Consider the following 17,147-nt stretch of genomic DNA (forward strand, 5'->3'; position numbering starts at 1 on the left):
TCGCCTTAGTGTATCATATGGAATCAGGGTCGCCCCTGCGACACAGATCAAGTTCCGCCAAACTTCATGAAAAGTTCATAAAACTCAGTCGCCAAGCTTGGCGTGCACCTCGTCCAGGTCGATCTCGCCGATGGGCATCTTGTTGCCGGGGTTTTCGAAGTCGTATTTGAACAGGTTGAAATCGCGCTTGTAGATTTCATAGACCAGATGCATCGACAGATCGTCGAAGTAATCCTCGACCGGGTGGGCGCGTTTCGGTCCGTGGCCTTCGGATTCGTTGAAACGGGGGATGTCGGCCAACTTTACCGCATGCGGGGTTTCGATCGCGTCCAGAACCGATTGCATCCCTTCGTTGAATGTCTCGGTGAAGATGATGTTGTCGTAGCGCCCGCCATTGACGATGTAGGTCGACACATGCCCCGCCATTGCCGACCAGTGGATGTCGGGCTCCATCGGGCGGCGCCAGCGGATCGTGTCGCGCGCGAACAGCAGGAAACGGCGGAAGCTTTTGATCTGGTCGAATTCGAAACCGGTTTCGGGATCGCCCACCTCGACCCCGTAGCGCTGGATCAGAAGGGGCACCATGTTGCCGCGATAGCGCTTTCCGTTGCGCTGAATGCCGCAGATTTTGTCGAAGAACGAGGACAGCAGCCGCGTATAAGGGTTGCGCACGCAGGTGAAGGCATAGGATTTGTGCGCCTTCACATTCCGCTCGATCAGCTTCTGGCTGTCTTCCAGCGCCCATTTGTGCATCCCGCCGGTGGCGTCGTGAATGTCACCCTCGAAGAATTTCCCGTGATCCGAGTAATACATGATCTGCCCGATGGTCGAGCAGGCGCATTTCGGCACCACGCGGTAAACCATGCTTTCGCTTTCCGTCATCCAGGTGCCGGGAAATCCCATCTGCGCGTGCCTCCGTTGCCGATTGTTCTGTGTATTCGGCTGTTGCCGGGATAAAAAAGCAAAGAAACGCTGTTTATTCAACGGGTCTTCACGGTATCTACATACCCAGAATTGCCAATGCATGAACGCAAGGCTGGTTTATGGCGAAGATTGCCTACATTTTGCTGTGTCACAAGGACCCCGATGCGATCATTCAGCAGGCGGAGCGTCTGACCGCGGTCGGCGATTTCATGGCGATCCATTTCGACGCACGCGCCCCCAAGGAGCATTTCGACAAGATTCGCACCGCCCTGACCGACAACCCCAACGTGGCATTCGCCCGGAAGCGAATCAAATGCGGCTGGGGGGCATGGTCGCTGGTTCAGGCCACCCTTTATGCGGTCGAAGCGGCCGAAGCCGCGTTTCCGCGGGCCACGCATTTCTATATGCTGTCGGGCGACTGCATGCCGATCAAATCGGCCGAATATGCCCATGATTTTCTCGATTCCGCCGATGTGGATTATATCGAGAGTTTCGATTTCTTCGCGTCGGACTGGATCAAGACCGGGTTGAAGCGTGATCGCCTGCGGTACCGGCATTTCTTCAATGAACGCACGCAGAAGACGCTGTTTTATACGTCCTACGAATGGCAGAAACGGCTGGGCCTGACACGGAAAATCCCGGCCGATCTGCAGGTCATGATCGGCAGTCAGTGGTGGTGCCTGCGCCGCCGCACCATCGAGGCGGTTCTGGCGTTTTGCCGCGAACGCCCCGATGTGCTGCGGTTCTTTCGCACTACATGGATCCCGGATGAAACCTTCTTTCAGACGTTGGTGCGCCACCTGGTGCCCGAGGATGAAATCCGCACCCGCACCCTGACCTTCCTGATCTTTTCCGATTACGGGATGCCGACGAGTTTTTACAACGATCACTACGATCTGTTGCTGAGTCAGGATTTCCTGTTCGCGCGCAAAATCTCGCCCGAGGCGCAGGAGCTCAAGCGCCGCCTTGGCGTGCTTTATGCCAGCGAGGGGGTGGAATTCAAAATCTCCAACGAGGGGCGCAGCCTGTTCAAGTTTCTTACCGGGCGGGGGCGGATCGGACGGCGGTTCGCACAGCGGTTCTGGGAAGCCGAATCAAGCCTGGGGCGCGAGCGTGAACTGATGATCGTGACCTGCAAGAAATGGCATGTCGCCAAGCGCCTGCTGGAACGTGCCCGCCAGGTCACCAACGTGCCCGCGATCGAATATCTGTTCAACGAGGAAGACACCGTGTTGCCCGATCTGGGCGGCATTCAGTCGACGCTGGAAAAGCGCACCCGCCACCGGCGCGCGCTGATGCGGATGCTGTTCGACTATTACGACACTAACCGGCTGATGATCTGTCTGGACCCCAGCAATATCGAGCTGATGCAGGATTTCTATTCGGACCGCTGCACCACCAAACTGCTGGAGATTCAGACCAGCTTTTCCGACGAATACCTGATCGGTCACGCCCGGCGGGTCGGGCTGGCGGGCGAGCGCACGCCGCAGGAAACGCTGGACCGGCTGCTGCCGACCATCCGCTATGACGTGGTGTTCGAAAGCGACCGCATCCGGGATGCCGATTTTCCGCATTTCTATCACATCCAGGAACAGGCGAGCGTGGATGAAAACGCCATTCCGCTGTCGGAATTCCTGAACATCCCTCCCGACAAGGCGCGCGAGATCGCGGCGACCGAGTATCTTTACGTTGATTGAGGACCCCATGGCCTACACATACGACCCTCAGAACATCTTCGCCAAAATCCTGCGCGGCGAGATCCCCAATGACACCGTGCTGGAAACCGAGCATTGCCTGGCCTTTCGGGACATCGCCCCGCAGGCGCCGCAGCATGTGCTGGTGATCCCCAAGGGGCCCTATGTCAGCTATGACCACTTCGCGCTGGACGCCTCCGAGGCCGAGATTGTCGATTTCACCCGCACCATCGGCGCGGTGTGCAAGATGCTGAACGTGCAGCCGGGCGAGGGCGGGGCGGGGTACAGGTTGCTGTCCAATGCCGGCCGCGACGGGGTGCAGGAGGTCCCGCATCTGCATGTGCATATCGTGGCCGGGCGCGGCCTGGGCCGGATGCTGTTGCCGGCCTGATCGGCGCCGCACCGCATTGCACAGCTTCCGGGTCGGTCCGGCGCGGCAAAGGCCGTAGCCTGAACCGCGAAAGGAGCCTGCCATGTCTGTAAGCTATCATCCCCTTCCCACCGAATCCGTGCGCGCGCTGCAACGGGGTGCGCGCGATGCCTATGGCCTGCCGCCCGAACGGGGCGTGTCGGATGGCGCGGGGACCCCGTGCCGCCACTGTCTGTGCGATGTGCCCGCGGGCCGGGACATGCTGATCCTGGCCTATCGCCCGTTTCCGGCGTTGCAGCCCTATGCCGAGAACGGGCCGATCTTTCTGTGTGCGGATGCCTGCGCCGCCCATGATCCGGCCAGCGGGCGGCCGCAGATCCTGCAGACATCGCCGGACTATCTGATCAAGGGGTATTGCGGGGCCGACCGGATCGTCTATGGCACCGGGCAGATCGTCCCCGCAGGTGCGCTTGATCCCGCCTGCGCGGCGGTGTTTCAGGACCCGCGCGTGGCCTATATCCATGTGCGTTCGGCCCGCAACAACTGTTATCAGGCGCGGGTGGAACGGGCGGGTTAGGCCGCCGCGTTTTTTGAGGAGGTCAGCGAGACGAACACATCCTCCAGGTCGGGTTCCCGGGTGGCCACGTCGCGCAGGATGATCCCGGCATCGCGCACTGCCTCCAGTACCGCGCCGGCAGAGGTCTGCCCGCGGCGATACCGGAACTCCAGCGTGCCATCCTTGTGGCGCTGCATCTCGACGCCCGGCGGAACGGCGATGGTGGCGGGGGCGTCGCCCTCGGGCACCACGACCAGCGTTTTCGCATCCATCCGGTCCAGCAGATTGGCGGTGCTGTCGCGGGCAATCACCGCGCCGTGGTTGATGATGGCGATCTCGTCGCACATCTGCTGGGCCTCTTCCAGATAGTGGGTGGTCAGGATGATGGTCATCCCGTCTTCCTCGTTCAGGCGGCGCACGTTCTGCCACAGCATCTGGCGCAGTTCGATATCCACACCGGCGGTGGGTTCGTCCAGCACCAGGATCTGCGGCTGATGGACCAGCGCCTTGCCCAGCAGCAATCGCCGCCGCATTCCGCCCGACAGGCTGCGGGCATAGGCTTCGGCCTTGTCTTCCAGCCCGATCAGGCGCAGAATTTCGTCGGTGCGGCGCTGGGCCTTGGGCACACCGTAAAGGCCGGCCTGCACCTCCAGCGCGCCGCGCGGGGTAAAGAACGGATCGAGGTTCAGCTCCTGCGGCATCACCCCGATCGAGGCGCGCGACTGGCGCGGGTTCACATCCTGATCGAAGCCCCAGATATTCACCCGGCCCTCGGTTTTCAGCACCAGCCCGGCCAGAATGTTGATCAGCGTGGACTTGCCGGCGCCGTTCGGTCCCAGCAGGCCGAAGATCGCCCCGGCCGGGATCGCCAGATCGATCCCTTTCAGCGCCTGTTTCGGCGGCTGGCCCGCGCTGGCGGCATAGGTCTTTTTCAGCCCTTCGATCTCGATCGCATTTTCGCCCATGTTGCCCGTCCTTCCGGTCTTGCCCGTACGCGGGCAATCGCTATCATGCCTGCTGACTTAAGGCGATCCTGTCGCCCCCGCAAGGAACGGAGCCCCGCCGATGACCATCGAAGCCCCCGAAACCGAGATTGTCAGCAAATGGCGCGTGGCCTGCGACGGTGGCGAGGGTGCGCTGGGCCATCCGCGGGTCTGGCTGCAAATCCCGCAGGACGAAGGCTTCGTCGAATGCGGTTATTGCGACAAGAAATTCATCCATGAAAGTTTCGCCGACACGGTGAAGTGAGGCGGGCGCCTCATCGCTCCCTTCCGGGCGCTCTTCGACCCGGGCGATGAGCAGAGCGAAGAGCCGCCCCCTGGGAAGGGAGCACCCCCAATGGCATTCGGCAAAGGCTGCCATCTGCATCTGATCGACGGTTCGGCCTTCATCTTCCGCGCCTTCCACGCGCTGCCGCCGCTGACGCGCAAATCCGACGGGCTGCCGATTGGCGCCGTGGCCGGATTTTGCAACATGATCTTCAAATATGTCGAGGACAACAAAGGCCCCGATGCGCCCACCCATGTGGCGGTGATCTTCGACAAGGGCAGCCACACCTTCCGCAACGATCTTTATGATCTTTACAAAGCCAACCGCGAAGACATGCCCGCGGACCTGCGCCCGCAGATGCCACTGACGCGCGAAGCCACGCGCGCCTTCAACATCGCCTGTATCGAAAAGGAAGGGTACGAGGCCGACGATATCATCGCCACCCTGTCCGTGCAGGCGCGCGATGCGGGTGGGCGGGTGACGATCATCAGCTCCGACAAGGACCTGATGCAGCTTGTCGGCGGCGGGGTCGAGATGCTGGACGCGATGAAGAACAAGCGCATCGGCGTCGAGGAGGTAGAGGAGAAGTTCGGCGTCGGCCCCGACCGTGTGGTGGATGTGCAGGCGCTGGCCGGCGACAGTGTCGACAACATCCCCGGCGCGCCCGGCATCGGGATCAAGACCGCGGCGCTGCTGATCAACGAATATGGCGATCTGGACAGCCTGCTGGCCCGGGCCGAAGAGGTCAAACAGCCCAAGCGGCGCCAGACCCTGATCGACAAGGCCGATCAGATCCGCCTGTCGCGGCAGCTTGTGCAGCTCGATGCGCAGACGCCGCTTGATTTCACGCTGGACACGCTTGAGGTGCAGGAACCGGACCCCGACACGCTGCTGGGGTTTCTGGGGCAGATGGAATTTCGCACGCTCAGCAAACGGGTGGCCGACAATCTGGGTGTCGCCCCGCCCGCGATCCCCGACACCAATCCGGCGGGCGCCAATCCGAGCGATGAGCCCGACGCGCCGGAAAACCTGCCTTTCATGCCCGAAGGCTATGAATGCGTCCGCGATGCGGCGGCGCTGGACGTGTGGATTGAGCGCGCCAATGCGCGCGGCTGGGTGGCGGTCGATACCGAAACCACCAGCCTGGACGAAATGCGCGCCGATCTGGTGGGGATCTCGCTGTCGGTCGAGCCGGGGCAGGCGTGTTACATTCCCCTGGGCCACAAGGATGGCTCGGACGATCTGTTCGGCTCTGACAATCTGGCCGAAGGGCAGATGCCGCTGAACGCTGCGCTGGATCTGCTGAAACCGCTGTTGGAAGACCCGGCGGTGATGAAGATTGGCCAGAACATGAAATACGATGCCAAGATGTTTGCGCGCTACGGGGTTCAGGTCGCGCCGGTCGACGACACGATGCTGATGTCCTATGCGCTGAATTCCGGGCTGCACGGGCATGGCATGGATGCGCTGTCGGAACGCTATCTGGATCATGTGCCGATCCCGATCAAATCGCTGCTGGGCAGCGGCAAATCGGCGATCACCTTCGACCGGGTGCCGATTGATGATGCGGTGAAATACGCGGCCGAGGATGCAGACATCACCCTGCGCCTGTCGCAACTGTTCAAGCCGCAGTTGCATCAGCGGCGGGTGACCACGGTTTACGAGACGCTGGAACGCCCGCTGGTGCCGGTGCTGGCCGACATGGAAATGGCCGGCATCAAGGTGGACCGTGACACGCTGAGCCGGATGTCCAACGCCTTTGCCCAGAAGATGGCCGGGCTGGAGGCCGAGATCCACGACCTGGCCGGGCAAAGCTTCAACGTGGGGTCGCCCAAGCAACTGGGCGAGATCCTGTTCGACAAGATGGGTCTGCCGGGGGGCAAGAAGGGCAAGACCGGCGCCTATGCCACCGGCGCCGATGTGCTGGAGGATCTGGCGGCCGAGGGGCACGACCTGCCCGCGCGGGTGCTGGACTGGCGTCAGCTGTCGAAGCTGAAATCGACCTATACCGATGCGTTGCAGGATCATATCAACCCCGAGACGGGGCGGGTGCATACCTCCTACATTCAGTCGGGGGCGAATACCGGGCGGCTGGCCTCGACCGATCCGAACCTGCAGAACATCCCTGTGCGGTCGGAGGAAGGCCGCCGCATCCGCGAGGCGTTTGTGGCCGAGCCGGACAAGGTGATCGTGTCGCTCGACTACAGCCAGATCGAGCTGCGCATTCTGGCCCATGTCGCCGGGATCGAGGCGCTGAAACAGGCGTTCCGCGAGGGGCAGGACATTCATGCCCTGACCGCGTCCGAGATGTTCGACGTGCCGCTGGATCAGATGACGCCGGACATCCGCCGCCAGGCCAAGGCGATCAACTTCGGGGTGATCTACGGCATTTCGGGCTTCGGCCTGGCGCGCAATCTGCGTATCCCGCGCAGCGAGGCGCAAGGCTTTATCGATCGATATTTCGAGCGCTTTCCCGGGATCAAGGAATATATGGATCAGACCGTGGCCTTCGCCAAGGAGCATGGCTATGTCGAGACCCTGTTCGGACGTAAAATCCACACGCCCGAGATCAACGCCAAGGGCCCCGGCGCGGGCTTTGCCAAGCGCGCGGCGATCAACGCACCGATCCAGGGTACGGCGGCGGATGTGATCCGCCGGGCGATGATCCGGATGCCCGATGCAACCCGCGGTCTGCCCGCCAAGATGTTGCTGCAGGTGCATGACGAATTGCTGTTCGAGGTCGCGGAGGGCGCGGTGGACGATACCATCGCCGTTGTACGCAAGGTGATGGAGGGCGCGGCGATGCCTGCGGTGAAGCTGGACGTGCCGCTGACGGTGGATGCGGGGCAGGGCGCCAACTGGGCCGAGGCGCATTGAGCGGCGGAACTGTTCGAAAATGCGGCCCGTTCCGGGCCATTGCTTTTGCCTCGGCCCCTGTGGGGCCTCAGGTTTGCCTCCGGCGGGAGTATTTGTGCCGAGAAGAAGTGAGGGCGGCTGTGGGGGCTTGTGCAACCCCGCTGGGAGGGCGTTAGTGTGAGGGCAGACCGGAACCGGGGTGTCGCTGATGCCGCATGATCATCACCACCATCACATAGATCCCGGGGCGGGCGACCGGCGGGTGGCCTGGGCGGTTGCGGTGAACATGCTGCTGACGCTAGCGCAGATCGTGGGCGGGGTGCTGTCGGGATCTTTGGCGCTGATCGCCGATGCGATCCACAATTTTTCGGACGCGGTATCGCTGATCGTCGCGCTGGTGGCGCGCCGGATTTCGCGCCGTCCCCGCGACCGGAACATGACCTTCGGCTATGGCCGGGCCGAGGTGGTGGCGGCGTTGATCAATTACACCACATTGTTTGTGATTGCCTTCTATCTGATCGCCGAGGCCATCGCCCGGCTGTTGGACCCGCCCGGTGTCGAGGGCTGGATCGTGGTCGCTGTGGCCGGGGTTGCCTTGTTGGTCGATGTGGTGACGGCGATTTTGACCTATGCGATGGCGAAGGACAGCATGAATATTCGCGCGGCGTTTTTGCATAACGTGGCCGATGCGCTGGGATCGGTCGCGGTGATCTTTGCCGGTACGCTGATCCTGCTTTACGACTGGCGGCTGGTCGATCCGCTGGTGACGCTGGGGATCGCCGTCTATATCCTGTGGCACGCGGGCCGCGAGGTGATGCCGGTGATCCGCATCCTGATGCTGGGCAGCCCCGGCGCCCCGGATCTGGACGCGCTGAGCGACAGCATCCGGGCCGAAGATGGGGTCGACGGCCTGCATCACATTCATCTGTGGCAGATCGATGAGCACCGCACCGCGTTCGAAGCGCATCTTGTTATTGGCGAGGATGCGGATTTCGCGGGGGTGACGGATCGGGTCAAGGAAATGCTGGCCGAGCGGTTCGGCCTGTACCACGTCACGCTGGAGCTGGAGACCACGCGCTCGGGCTGTGCCGACCGGGCCCGGGCCTAGCAGTCGGGCGGATCGGTTTGCGGGGACTGTGGCGCCACGAGTGGCACGGTGGAAATACCCGCCCATGAGGCCAGCGGCCGGGCGGCATATCAGCGCAAAGAGAGTCGGCCCGCAACGGCGCTGATCATGCGGGCAGGCGCATTTGCCCAATATCTTGGCGGTCCGGTCCGGCCCGGGCAAGGAAGACGGTGGAGCGGGACATTTTTCAGCGCAGTTCCGCCGACGGGATCAGCGGAAAGAACTGTCCGCCGGACCACAGGCCGAACCAGCTTTGGCCATCGTGATCGGCATGGCTGCCCAGATCGACCAGCCGGTAAAAGCTTTTGCGGTCGATCAGCGCCTCCAGGTTGGCGCGGATGTTGACATAGGGCGCGGGTTCGCCGGTTTGCGGGTCGCGCGTCACACGGATCGGGTGATCGGGCCCTGCGGCGGCGCTGTCGCCCACATGGGTGAAAAAGGTGATAATCTGTTGCTTTCCAGCGCCTTCTACCTCGAAATCCTGCGCCACGAAGGGGGCGTCATCCACCGTGATGCCGACCTTTTCGACCGGGGTGACCAGAAAGTAGTCGTCGCCGTCGCGGCGCAGGATCGACGAAAACAGCCGCACCAGGCCGGGCCGGCCGATCGGCGTGCCCAGATAGAACCAGGTACCGTCGCGCGCGATGCGCATGTCCAGATCGCCGCAAAACGGCGGGTTCCACAGATGCACCGGCGGCGGGCCCTTCTTGCTGGCCGCGCGTGCGGCGGAGGCGAGGTTTTCAACGTCTGGTTTCACGATCATTTGTGCCATGCTGCTTTTTGCCATTTGTGCCGGGCGGAATAGTTCCCTTTAATGGGAGCATATATGACCGACAGGAGAAATGTCATGACCGATGACGCGCAACTGCTGGCGCAGATCGAGGCGCTGGGCGTCCGGCTGGCCGAGGCGAAGACCAGCATCTCGCGCCGGTTCATCGGTCAGCCCCGGGTGGTCGAACTGACCCTGAGCGCGCTTTTATGCGGCGGTCACGGGTTGCTGATCGGTTTGCCGGGGCTGGGCAAGACCCGGCTTGTGGATACGCTGTCGACGGTGATGGGGCTGCACGGGGCGCGCATTCAGTTCACCCCCGATCTGATGCCGGCGGATATTCTGGGGTCGGAGGTGCTGGAAACCGCCGCCGATGGCAGCCGCGCGTTCCGCTTCATCGAAGGGCCGATCTTTTGCCAGCTTCTGATGGCGGACGAGATCAACCGCGCCAGCCCGCGCACCCAGTCGGCACTGTTGCAGGCGATGCAGGAAAAATCGGTGACCATCGCGGGCCGGGAACATGCGCTTGCGCCGCCCTTCCATGTCCTGGCGACCCAGAATCCGATTGAGCAGGAAGGCACTTATCCGCTGCCCGAGGCGCAGCTTGACCGCTTTCTGGTGCAGATCGACGTGCCCTATCCGGACCGCAAGACCGAGCACGAGATTCTGATGGCCACCACCGGCATGGCCGAGGAAACCGCCCATGCGGTGTTCACCGCGCAGCAGTTGATCGACGCGCAGGCCACCGTGCGCCGGATGCCGGTGGGCGAGGCCGTGGTCGAGCTGATCCTCGATCTGGTTCGTGCCTGCCGCCCCGGCGATGCGGGGGCGCCGCAGATGGTGCGCGACAATGTGGCCTGGGGGCCCGGCCCGCGCGCGGCGCAGGCGCTGATGCTGACGGTGCGGGCGCAGGCGCTGCTGGACGGGCGGCTTGTGCCCTCGGCCGAGGATGTGCTGGCAATGGCCGGGCCGGTTTTGAAACACCGCATGGCGCTGTCCTTTGCGGCCCGTGCGCGCGGCGAGGATCTGGACGATATCATCGCCGCCGTGTCCGAAAGCGTGACCCGGGCCGAGGCCGCCGCGTGACCCGACCCGCCGCCCTCCGCGCCCATGCCGAAAGCCTTGCCGCGCCATTGCCGCCGCTGCTGGCCGAGGCCGAGCATTTGGCCGCCACGGTGCTGCTGGGCGAACACGGGCGCCGGCGGGCGGGCATGGGCGAGGAGTTCTGGCAATACCGCCCCGCGACGCCGGGGGACGAGGCGCGCAGCATCGATTGGCGCCGCTCGGGTCGGTCGGATGTGCATTTTGTGCGCGAAAAGGAATGGCAGGCGGCGCAGTCGGTGTTGCTTTGGGTCGATGATGCGCAATCGATGCGCTTTGCCGGCGATGGCAGTCATGGCGCCAAGGCGGCGCGCGCGCGGCTTTTGGCGCTGGCGGTGTCGGTGCTGCTGATCCGCGGCGGCGAGCGGGTGGGCCTGTCGGGCTTTGCCCTGCCGCCGCGCCGGGGCGAGTTGCAATTGCTGCGTCTGGCCGAGGCGTTTGCCGCCGAAGGTGCAGCACCCGATTACGGTGTGCCCGAAGCGCGCGGGATGCTGCCCTATTCGCGCGCGCTGTTCATCTCCGATTTTCTGGGCGACATGGCCCCGGTCGAGGCGGCACTTGCCAAGGCCGCCGATCGCGGCGTGAAAGGTGCGCTGCTGCAGGTGCTCGACCCGCAGGAAGAGGCGTTTCCCTTCGACGGGCGCACGATTTTCGAAAGCATGTCAGGCAGCCTGCGCCACGAGACGCTGAAGGCCGGCGATCTGCGCGACCGCTATCTGGCCCGGCTGGCCGCACGCAAGGACCGGCTGGCCTATCTGGCCCGGCTCAGCGGCTGGCATTACACCTGTCACCACACCGGCGAAAGCGCGCAAGCCGCGCTGCTGTGGCTGTTTCGCGCGCTGGAACGGGTGCGCTGATGTTCATTCTGGGACCCATCGGCTTTACCGCCCCCGCGCTGCTGCTGGGCCTGATCGCCCTGCCGGTGCTGTGGCTGCTGTTGCGCGCGGTGCCGCCCGCGCCGATCCGCAGGCGGTTTCCCGGTGTGGCGTTGCTGCTGGGGCTGGCCGATGACGAAAGCCAGACGGACAAGACCCCGTGGTGGCTGCTGTTGCTGCGGATGCTGGCGGTGGCCGCCGTGATCACCGGCTTTGCCGGTCCGGTTCTGAACCCGCAGGTGGAACGCGCCGGGTCAGGCCCGCTTCTGGTGCTGATCGACGGAACATGGGCCGATGCCCGCGACTGGCCGCGCCGGATTGACCGGGTTGACGCGCTGTTGGACGAAGCCGCCCGTGCCGCCCGCCCGGTGGCCGTGGTGCTGACCACCGATCTGCCCGAGGCGGGGATGCCGTTTCAGGCTGCCGATCTGTGGCAGGCGCGGCTGCCCGGTCTGACCCCGCAGGCGTGGGAGCCCGACGCCGATGCGCTGGCGCGCTGGGTCGGGGGGCTGTCGGGTGGGTTCGATACATTCTGGCTGTCCGATGGGGTGGCCCGGGACGCGCGCGCGCCGCTGCTGGATGGGCTGGAGCGCCACGGCGCCGTCACCGTGTTCGAAAGCCCGCGCCCGGTCTATGCCCTGCGCCCCGCCCGGTTCGAGGATGGCAGGATCGCCTTGACCGCCCTGCGCGCCCACACCGGCCAGGTTGACGAGATTACCGTCACCGCGCGCGGTCTGGACCCGGTCGGGGTAGAGCGCGATCTGGCCCGCGCCACGCTGGAATTCGAGCCCGGCGCGACCGAGGCCGGGGCCGATCTGACCCTGCCGCCCGAGCTGCGCAACCGGATCACCCGGTTTTCGGTGGCGGGTGTGCGGTCTGCCGGTGCGGTCAGCCTGACCGATGACAGCCTGAAACGCCGCGAGGTGGCGCTTCTGGCGGGCCGTGAAGACCGCGAAGGGCTGGAGCTGCTGTCGCCGTTGCATTACCTGCATCAGGCGCTGGAACCCACCGCCGATCTGATCGGCGGCACCGTGCAGGACGTGCTGCTGGCCAATCCCGATGCGATCGTTCTGGCCGATGTCGCCCGCGTGACCGAACTGGAAGAAGACGCGCTGCTGGACTGGTTGATCGAGGGCGGGCTGCTGGTGCGCTTTTCCGGGCCGCGCCTGGCGGCCAGCGATGTCAGCCGCGACGCCGAGGATCCGCTGATGCCGGTGCGGCTGCGCGCTGGTGGGCGCACGGTCGGCGGTGCCATGAGCTGGGGCGAACCCAAGGCGCTGCACCCCTTCCCCGACGGTTCGCCGTTTTTCGGGCTGCCGATCCCCGCCGATGTGCGGGTCAGCGCCCAGGTGATGGCGCAGCCCGATCCCGACCTTGCCGAACGCACCATCGCGGCGCTGGCCGATGGCACGCCGCTGGTCACGCGCAAGCGGATCGGGCAGGGGCAGGTGGTGCTGTTTCACGTCACCGCCAATGCCGAATGGTCCACCCTGCCGCTGTCGGGCCTTTTTGTGCAGATGCTGGAACGGCTGGCGATCTCGACCCGCCCGGCGCAGCCCTCGGCCGAGGATCTGACCGGCACGACCTGGGTGCCCGAGGACGTGCTGGACGCCTTTGGCGAGGTGCGAAGCGCCGGCACCATGCCGGGCGTTCCGGGCGCGGCGCTGGCGCGCGGTCGGCCTTCGGCCACACAGCCGCCGGGGCTGTATGCGGGCGCGGATCGGCGCATCGCGCTGAATGTGTTCAGCGATGACACGCCGCTTGCGGCCACGCTGTGGCCCGCGCGCATCCCGCTGGAAGGTATGACCGTGCTCCGTGAAACCCTGCTGAAAGGTGCGTTTCTGGCGGCGGCGCTGGCGCTGCTGGGGCTGGATATTCTGGCCTCGCTCTGGTTGTCGGGCCGTTTGCGCGGCCCGCGTGCCGGGCTGGCGGCGGCGCTGGCGCTGGCGCTGCTGGGGCTTCCGGTGCCGCAGGCCCGTGCGCAGGGCGCCGACGACGCGCTGGCGCTGGCCGCGACCTCCGAGGTGGTGCTGGCCCATGTGGTGACCGGCGATGCGCAGGTGGACCGGATCGCGCTGGCGGGGATGCAGGGCCTGTCGAACAAGCTGTTCCAGCGCACATCGGTGGAACCCGCCGCGCCAATCTCGGTCAATCTGGAAACCGACGCGCTGTCGTTCTTTCCGTTCCTCTATTGGCCGGTCACGGTGGACCAGCCGCAGCCGTCGGATGCGGCCTATGCCAAGCTGAACCGCTATCTGCGCACCGGCGGCATGATCCTGTTCGACACGCGCGATGCCGATGTGGCCCGGTTCGGCGGCGGCTCGCCCACCGGCCGCAAGTTGCAGGCGCTGGCCCGGCCGCTGGACATTCCGCCGCTGGAGCCGATCCCGCAGGATCATGTGCTGACCCGCACCTTCTATCTGCTGCAGGCGTTTCCGGGCCGCTTCGACAGCCGCGATGTCTGGGTCGAGGCCGCCCCCCCCGACGCCGAACTGGCCGAGGGTATGCCGTTTCGCAACCTCAACGATGGCGTGACTCCGGTGGTGATCGGCGGCAATGACTGGGCCGCGGCCTGGGCGGTGGAGACGCGCGGCGGGCAGATGTTTCCGGTCGGGCGCGGCTATGCCGGCGAGCGTCAGCGCGAGATTTCCTATCGCTTCGGCATCAACCTGATCATGCATGTGCTGACCGGCAACTATAAGTCCGATCAGGTGCATGTGCCGGCGTTGCTGGACAGGCTGGGCCAATGAACGGGGCGGTGATCTTCGATCCGCTGCTGCCCTGGCCGGTGATCTGGGGCGCGGTGGCGCTGGCGGCGGCGTTCGTTGTATTGGCGACTTGGCGGCGCCTGTCGGGCTGGTGGCTGCGCGCGCTGGCGGCGCTGGTGCTGCTGATCGCCATCGCCAACCCGTCGCTGCAGCGCGAAGAGCGCGCGCCGCTGTCCGATATCGTGGTGCTGATCGTCGACGAAAGCGCCAGCCAGCGGCTGTCGGACCGTGCCGATCAGACCGCGGCGGCAATCGCGCGGATCCGGGCCGAGGTCGCGGCCATGGCCGATACCGAATTGCGCGTGGTCCCGCTGGGCGATGCCGAAGGCGACGGCGGCACGCTGCTGATGACCGCCCTGTCCGAAGCTTTGGCCGAAGTGCCGCGCGCCCGGCTGGCCGGGGCCATTCTGCTGACCGACGGGCAGTTGCACGATATCGAACACGCCCCCGATCTGCCTGCGCCGCTGCACACGCTGCTGACCGGGCGTGACACCGACTGGGATCGCCGCCTGATCGTCAAGAACGCCCCGGCCTTCGCCATTCTGGACGAAGAGGTGACGCTGACCCTGCGGATCGACGATCAGGGCGCGGTGCCCGGTGGCGACAGCGGAGAGGCCGAACTGTCGATCGCCGTCGACGGCGAAGCGCCGGAGGTTTTCACCGTGCCCGTGGGCCGCGATCTGGAACTGCCGGTGACGCTGTCGCATGGCGGCATGAACGTGATCCAGTTCAGCACACCGCTGGCCGGGGACGAACTGACCGACCGCAACAATGCCGCCGTGGTGCAGATCAACGGGGTGCGCGACCGGCTGCGGGTGCTGCTGGTCTCGGGCGAGCCGCACCCGGGCGAGCGCACCTGGCGCAATTTGCTGAAATCCGACAGCTCGGTCGATCTGGTGCATTTCACCATCCTGCGCCCGCCCGAAAAGCAGGATGGCGTGCCGGTGACCGAACTGTCGCTGATCGCCTTCCCGACGCGCGAGTTGTTCCTGGAAAAGGTCGATGAGTTTGACCTGATCATTTTTGACCGCTACAAGCGGCGCGGCATCCTGCCCACGGTCTATCTGGAAAACGTCCGCGATTATGTGAAAAAGGGCGGCGCGGTGCTGATCGCGGCGGGGCCGGATTTCGCCAGCGCCGACAGCATCTATCGCTCGCCCCTGTCCGAAATCCTGCCCGCCGAGCCCACCGCCCGGGTGCTGGAGGAAGGGTTCCGCCCGCAGGTCAGCGAGATGGGCCAGCGCCATCCGGTGACCGAAGGATTGCAGCAGGGCTGGAACGGCGGCGCGGACTGGGGCCGTTGGTTCCGTCTGGTCGAGTTGAACGCCACCGGCGGGCAGGTGGTCATGACCGGGGTGGGCGACCGCCCGCTTCTGGTCCTCGACCGGGTGGGCGAGGGGCGGGTGGCGCTGCTGGCCTCGGATCACGCCTGGCTTTGGAACCGCGGCTTTGAGGGGGGTGGCCCGCAGCTGGAACTGCTGCGCCGACTGGCCCACTGGATGATGCGCGAACCCGAGCTGGAGGAGGAGGCCCTGACCGCCACCGCCGACGGCCAGACCGTCACCATCACCCGCCGCTCGCTGTCCCAAACCGCGCGCGAGGTCGAAATCACCGGCCCCGATGGCACCGTGACCGTGCTGCCGCTGGCGGAAACCGCGCCGGGCCGCTTTACCGGCAGTTTCGAGGGCCCCGAGATCGGGCTTTACCGGCTGAGCGACGGCGAACTGGACGCGGTCGTCGCCCTTGGCCCCGCCGCCCCGCGCGAGTTCGAGGAAACCATCGCCAGCGGCGACAAGCTGGCCCCGGTGGTAGGGGCCACCCGCGGCGGCATTCTGGCGCTGGAACGCGGGATGCCCGATATCCGCCAGATCCGGCCGGGTCGCGCCGCCGCCGGGCGCGGCTGGATCGGGATCATCCCGCGCGCGGCCTATCTGACCGCCGATGTCACGATCACGCCGCTGGCCCCGGCCTGGCTGTTCCTGCTGATCGCGGCGGGTTTGAGCATTGGCGCCTGGCTGCGCGAAGGCCGACGTTAATCCGGCAAGGGCAGGGCAAAACCCTGATCCGGTCAGCCATCGGCGGAATGGTCCCAGCCGGTGTCGGGGGGGCGCAGGGTCACGATGGCGGGAGGTCGCGCAGCGCTGCGCGGGCTTTTGATCCGAATTCGCGCCGGGCCAGCACCAGCAGGGTGATCAGGCTGGCGACCATCAGCGGCACCGCCCCCAACAGCCAACTCAGCCCGCCAAGGGCGAAGTAAAGCGACCGCATCCCGCGGTTGAAGCTGCGCGCGGCGCTGATGTTGATCTCGGCCGCCTGGGCGGCCCGTTTCGCGGCGTTCGGGTGTTCGGGGTCGTTCGGCACGGCGGCCATCACCACGGCGCAATATCCGAACAGGCGGTGCGCCCATACGAATTTCAGAAATGCATTGGTCACGAACAGCAGCACGACAAGGATTTTCAACTCCCACACCACCGCCGGGGCGATGTCCAGCGTCAGGTCGTGGGCAACGCCCAGCAGGCGTTCGGTATTGCCGATCAGCGCCAGACCGCCGCCGATCGACAGCATTGCCGCCGAGGCGAAGAAGGTCGTGCCCTGGCGCAGCGTCGACAGGATGCTTGAATCGAACAGGCGTGGCTGGCGGGTAAGCATTTCGTGCATCCAGTCGCGCCGGTACTGGATCATCAGCGCCGAAACCGAGGGGCGCTTGCCCGGTGCCCGCTCGATCGCGATGTCGATGCTGACCCAGGCCACGATCCACAGCGTCAGCGCGACCGCGTCCAGCGGCCCGAACAGGGTGATCCGGTTGAGTATTTCCATGTGGCAAAGACTACAGCGGGGA

General features: G+C 65.3%; 14 protein-coding genes. 10 read left to right on the top strand and 4 right to left on the bottom strand.

All coding sequences use genetic code 11. The features are described from left to right. Positions 1-84: 84 nt before the first annotated feature. On the bottom strand, positions 85-903 hold the full coding sequence (locus tag ACSR1C_RS06810; protein WP_460258922.1) for a sulfotransferase family protein: 819 nt from the start codon (positions 901-903) through the stop codon (positions 85-87). Between the two features lie 140 nt (positions 904-1,043). Between ACSR1C_RS06810 and ACSR1C_RS06815 the strand changes: the two genes are divergently transcribed. The 3 genes from ACSR1C_RS06815 (at position 1,044) to ACSR1C_RS06825 (ending at position 3,565) form a co-directional block, all read left to right on the top strand. Further along, entirely contained in the window at positions 1,044-2,621 is a 1,578-nt protein-coding gene (locus tag ACSR1C_RS06815) for a DUF5928 domain-containing protein (protein ID WP_460258921.1), read from the top strand. Between the two features lie 7 nt (positions 2,622-2,628). Then, positions 2,629-3,009, top strand: coding sequence for an HIT domain-containing protein (locus tag ACSR1C_RS06820; RefSeq protein ID WP_460258920.1), 381 nt, complete (start codon positions 2,629-2,631; stop codon positions 3,007-3,009). Between the two features lie 82 nt (positions 3,010-3,091). After that, the gene (locus ACSR1C_RS06825; protein ID WP_460258919.1) at positions 3,092-3,565 is read left to right on the top strand and encodes a DUF1203 domain-containing protein; all 474 of its coding nucleotides are present in this window, start codon (positions 3,092-3,094) and stop codon (positions 3,563-3,565) included. Here ACSR1C_RS06825 and ACSR1C_RS06830 read toward each other — a convergent pair. Continuing rightward, on the bottom strand, positions 3,562-4,509 hold the full coding sequence (locus ACSR1C_RS06830; RefSeq protein ID WP_460258918.1) for an ABC transporter ATP-binding protein: 948 nt from the start codon (positions 4,507-4,509) through the stop codon (positions 3,562-3,564). The two genes, ACSR1C_RS06825 and ACSR1C_RS06830, sit on opposite strands and share 4 nt — an antisense overlap. Before the next feature lie 100 nt (positions 4,510-4,609). Between ACSR1C_RS06830 and ACSR1C_RS06835 the strand changes: the two genes are divergently transcribed. The 3 genes from ACSR1C_RS06835 (at position 4,610) to ACSR1C_RS06845 (ending at position 8,777) form a co-directional block, all read left to right on the top strand. Further along, complete coding sequence (locus ACSR1C_RS06835) at positions 4,610-4,792, top strand: zinc-finger domain-containing protein (protein WP_460258917.1); 183 nt, start codon at positions 4,610-4,612, stop codon at positions 4,790-4,792. 90 nt (positions 4,793-4,882) lie between these two features. Further along, a complete protein-coding gene (gene polA, locus ACSR1C_RS06840) occupies positions 4,883-7,690 on the top strand; it encodes a DNA polymerase I (RefSeq protein WP_460258916.1) in 2,808 nt (935 codons plus the stop codon). A 187-nt stretch (positions 7,691-7,877) separates the two neighbouring features. Next, the gene (locus tag ACSR1C_RS06845; RefSeq protein WP_460258915.1) at positions 7,878-8,777 is read left to right on the top strand and encodes a cation diffusion facilitator family transporter; all 900 of its coding nucleotides are present in this window, start codon (positions 7,878-7,880) and stop codon (positions 8,775-8,777) included. Positions 8,778-8,982: 205 nt separating this feature from the next. Here the strand turns inward: ACSR1C_RS06845 and ACSR1C_RS06850 are convergent, their stop codons facing one another. After that, positions 8,983-9,558, bottom strand: coding sequence for a DUF1285 domain-containing protein (locus ACSR1C_RS06850; RefSeq protein ID WP_460258956.1), 576 nt, complete (start codon positions 9,556-9,558; stop codon positions 8,983-8,985). 84 nt (positions 9,559-9,642) lie between these two features. Between ACSR1C_RS06850 and ACSR1C_RS06855 the strand changes: the two genes are divergently transcribed. Genes ACSR1C_RS06855 through ACSR1C_RS06870 form a run of 4 tightly spaced genes read left to right on the top strand, consistent with a single transcriptional unit; the run spans position 9,643 to position 16,344 of the window. After that, positions 9,643-10,650, top strand: a complete 1,008-nt coding sequence (locus ACSR1C_RS06855; protein WP_460258914.1) for an AAA family ATPase — start codon at positions 9,643-9,645, stop codon at positions 10,648-10,650. Then, positions 10,647-11,522 carry a DUF58 domain-containing protein gene (locus tag ACSR1C_RS06860; RefSeq protein ID WP_460258913.1) on the top strand — a complete coding sequence of 292 codons (876 nt, stop codon included), beginning with the start codon at positions 10,647-10,649 and terminating at the stop codon, positions 11,520-11,522. Before ACSR1C_RS06855 ends, ACSR1C_RS06860 begins: the two co-directional genes overlap by 4 nt. Further along, the gene (locus tag ACSR1C_RS06865) at positions 11,522-14,290 is read left to right on the top strand and encodes a DUF4159 domain-containing protein (RefSeq protein ID WP_460258912.1); all 2,769 of its coding nucleotides are present in this window, start codon (positions 11,522-11,524) and stop codon (positions 14,288-14,290) included. Before ACSR1C_RS06860 ends, ACSR1C_RS06865 begins: the two co-directional genes overlap by 1 nt. Next, positions 14,287-16,344, top strand: coding sequence for a hypothetical protein (locus tag ACSR1C_RS06870; RefSeq protein ID WP_460258911.1), 2,058 nt, complete (start codon positions 14,287-14,289; stop codon positions 16,342-16,344). The genes ACSR1C_RS06865 and ACSR1C_RS06870 overlap by 4 nt, the downstream gene beginning before the upstream one ends. A gap of 79 nt (positions 16,345-16,423) precedes the next feature. Here the strand turns inward: ACSR1C_RS06870 and ACSR1C_RS06875 are convergent, their stop codons facing one another. Then, positions 16,424-17,125 (bottom strand): DUF599 domain-containing protein, encoded by a 702-nt coding sequence (locus ACSR1C_RS06875; protein ID WP_460258910.1) that lies wholly within the window; start codon positions 17,123-17,125, stop codon positions 16,424-16,426. Between the last annotated feature and the right edge of the window lie 22 nt (positions 17,126-17,147).

This window comes from Actibacterium sp. D185-2 (assembly GCF_054954595.1).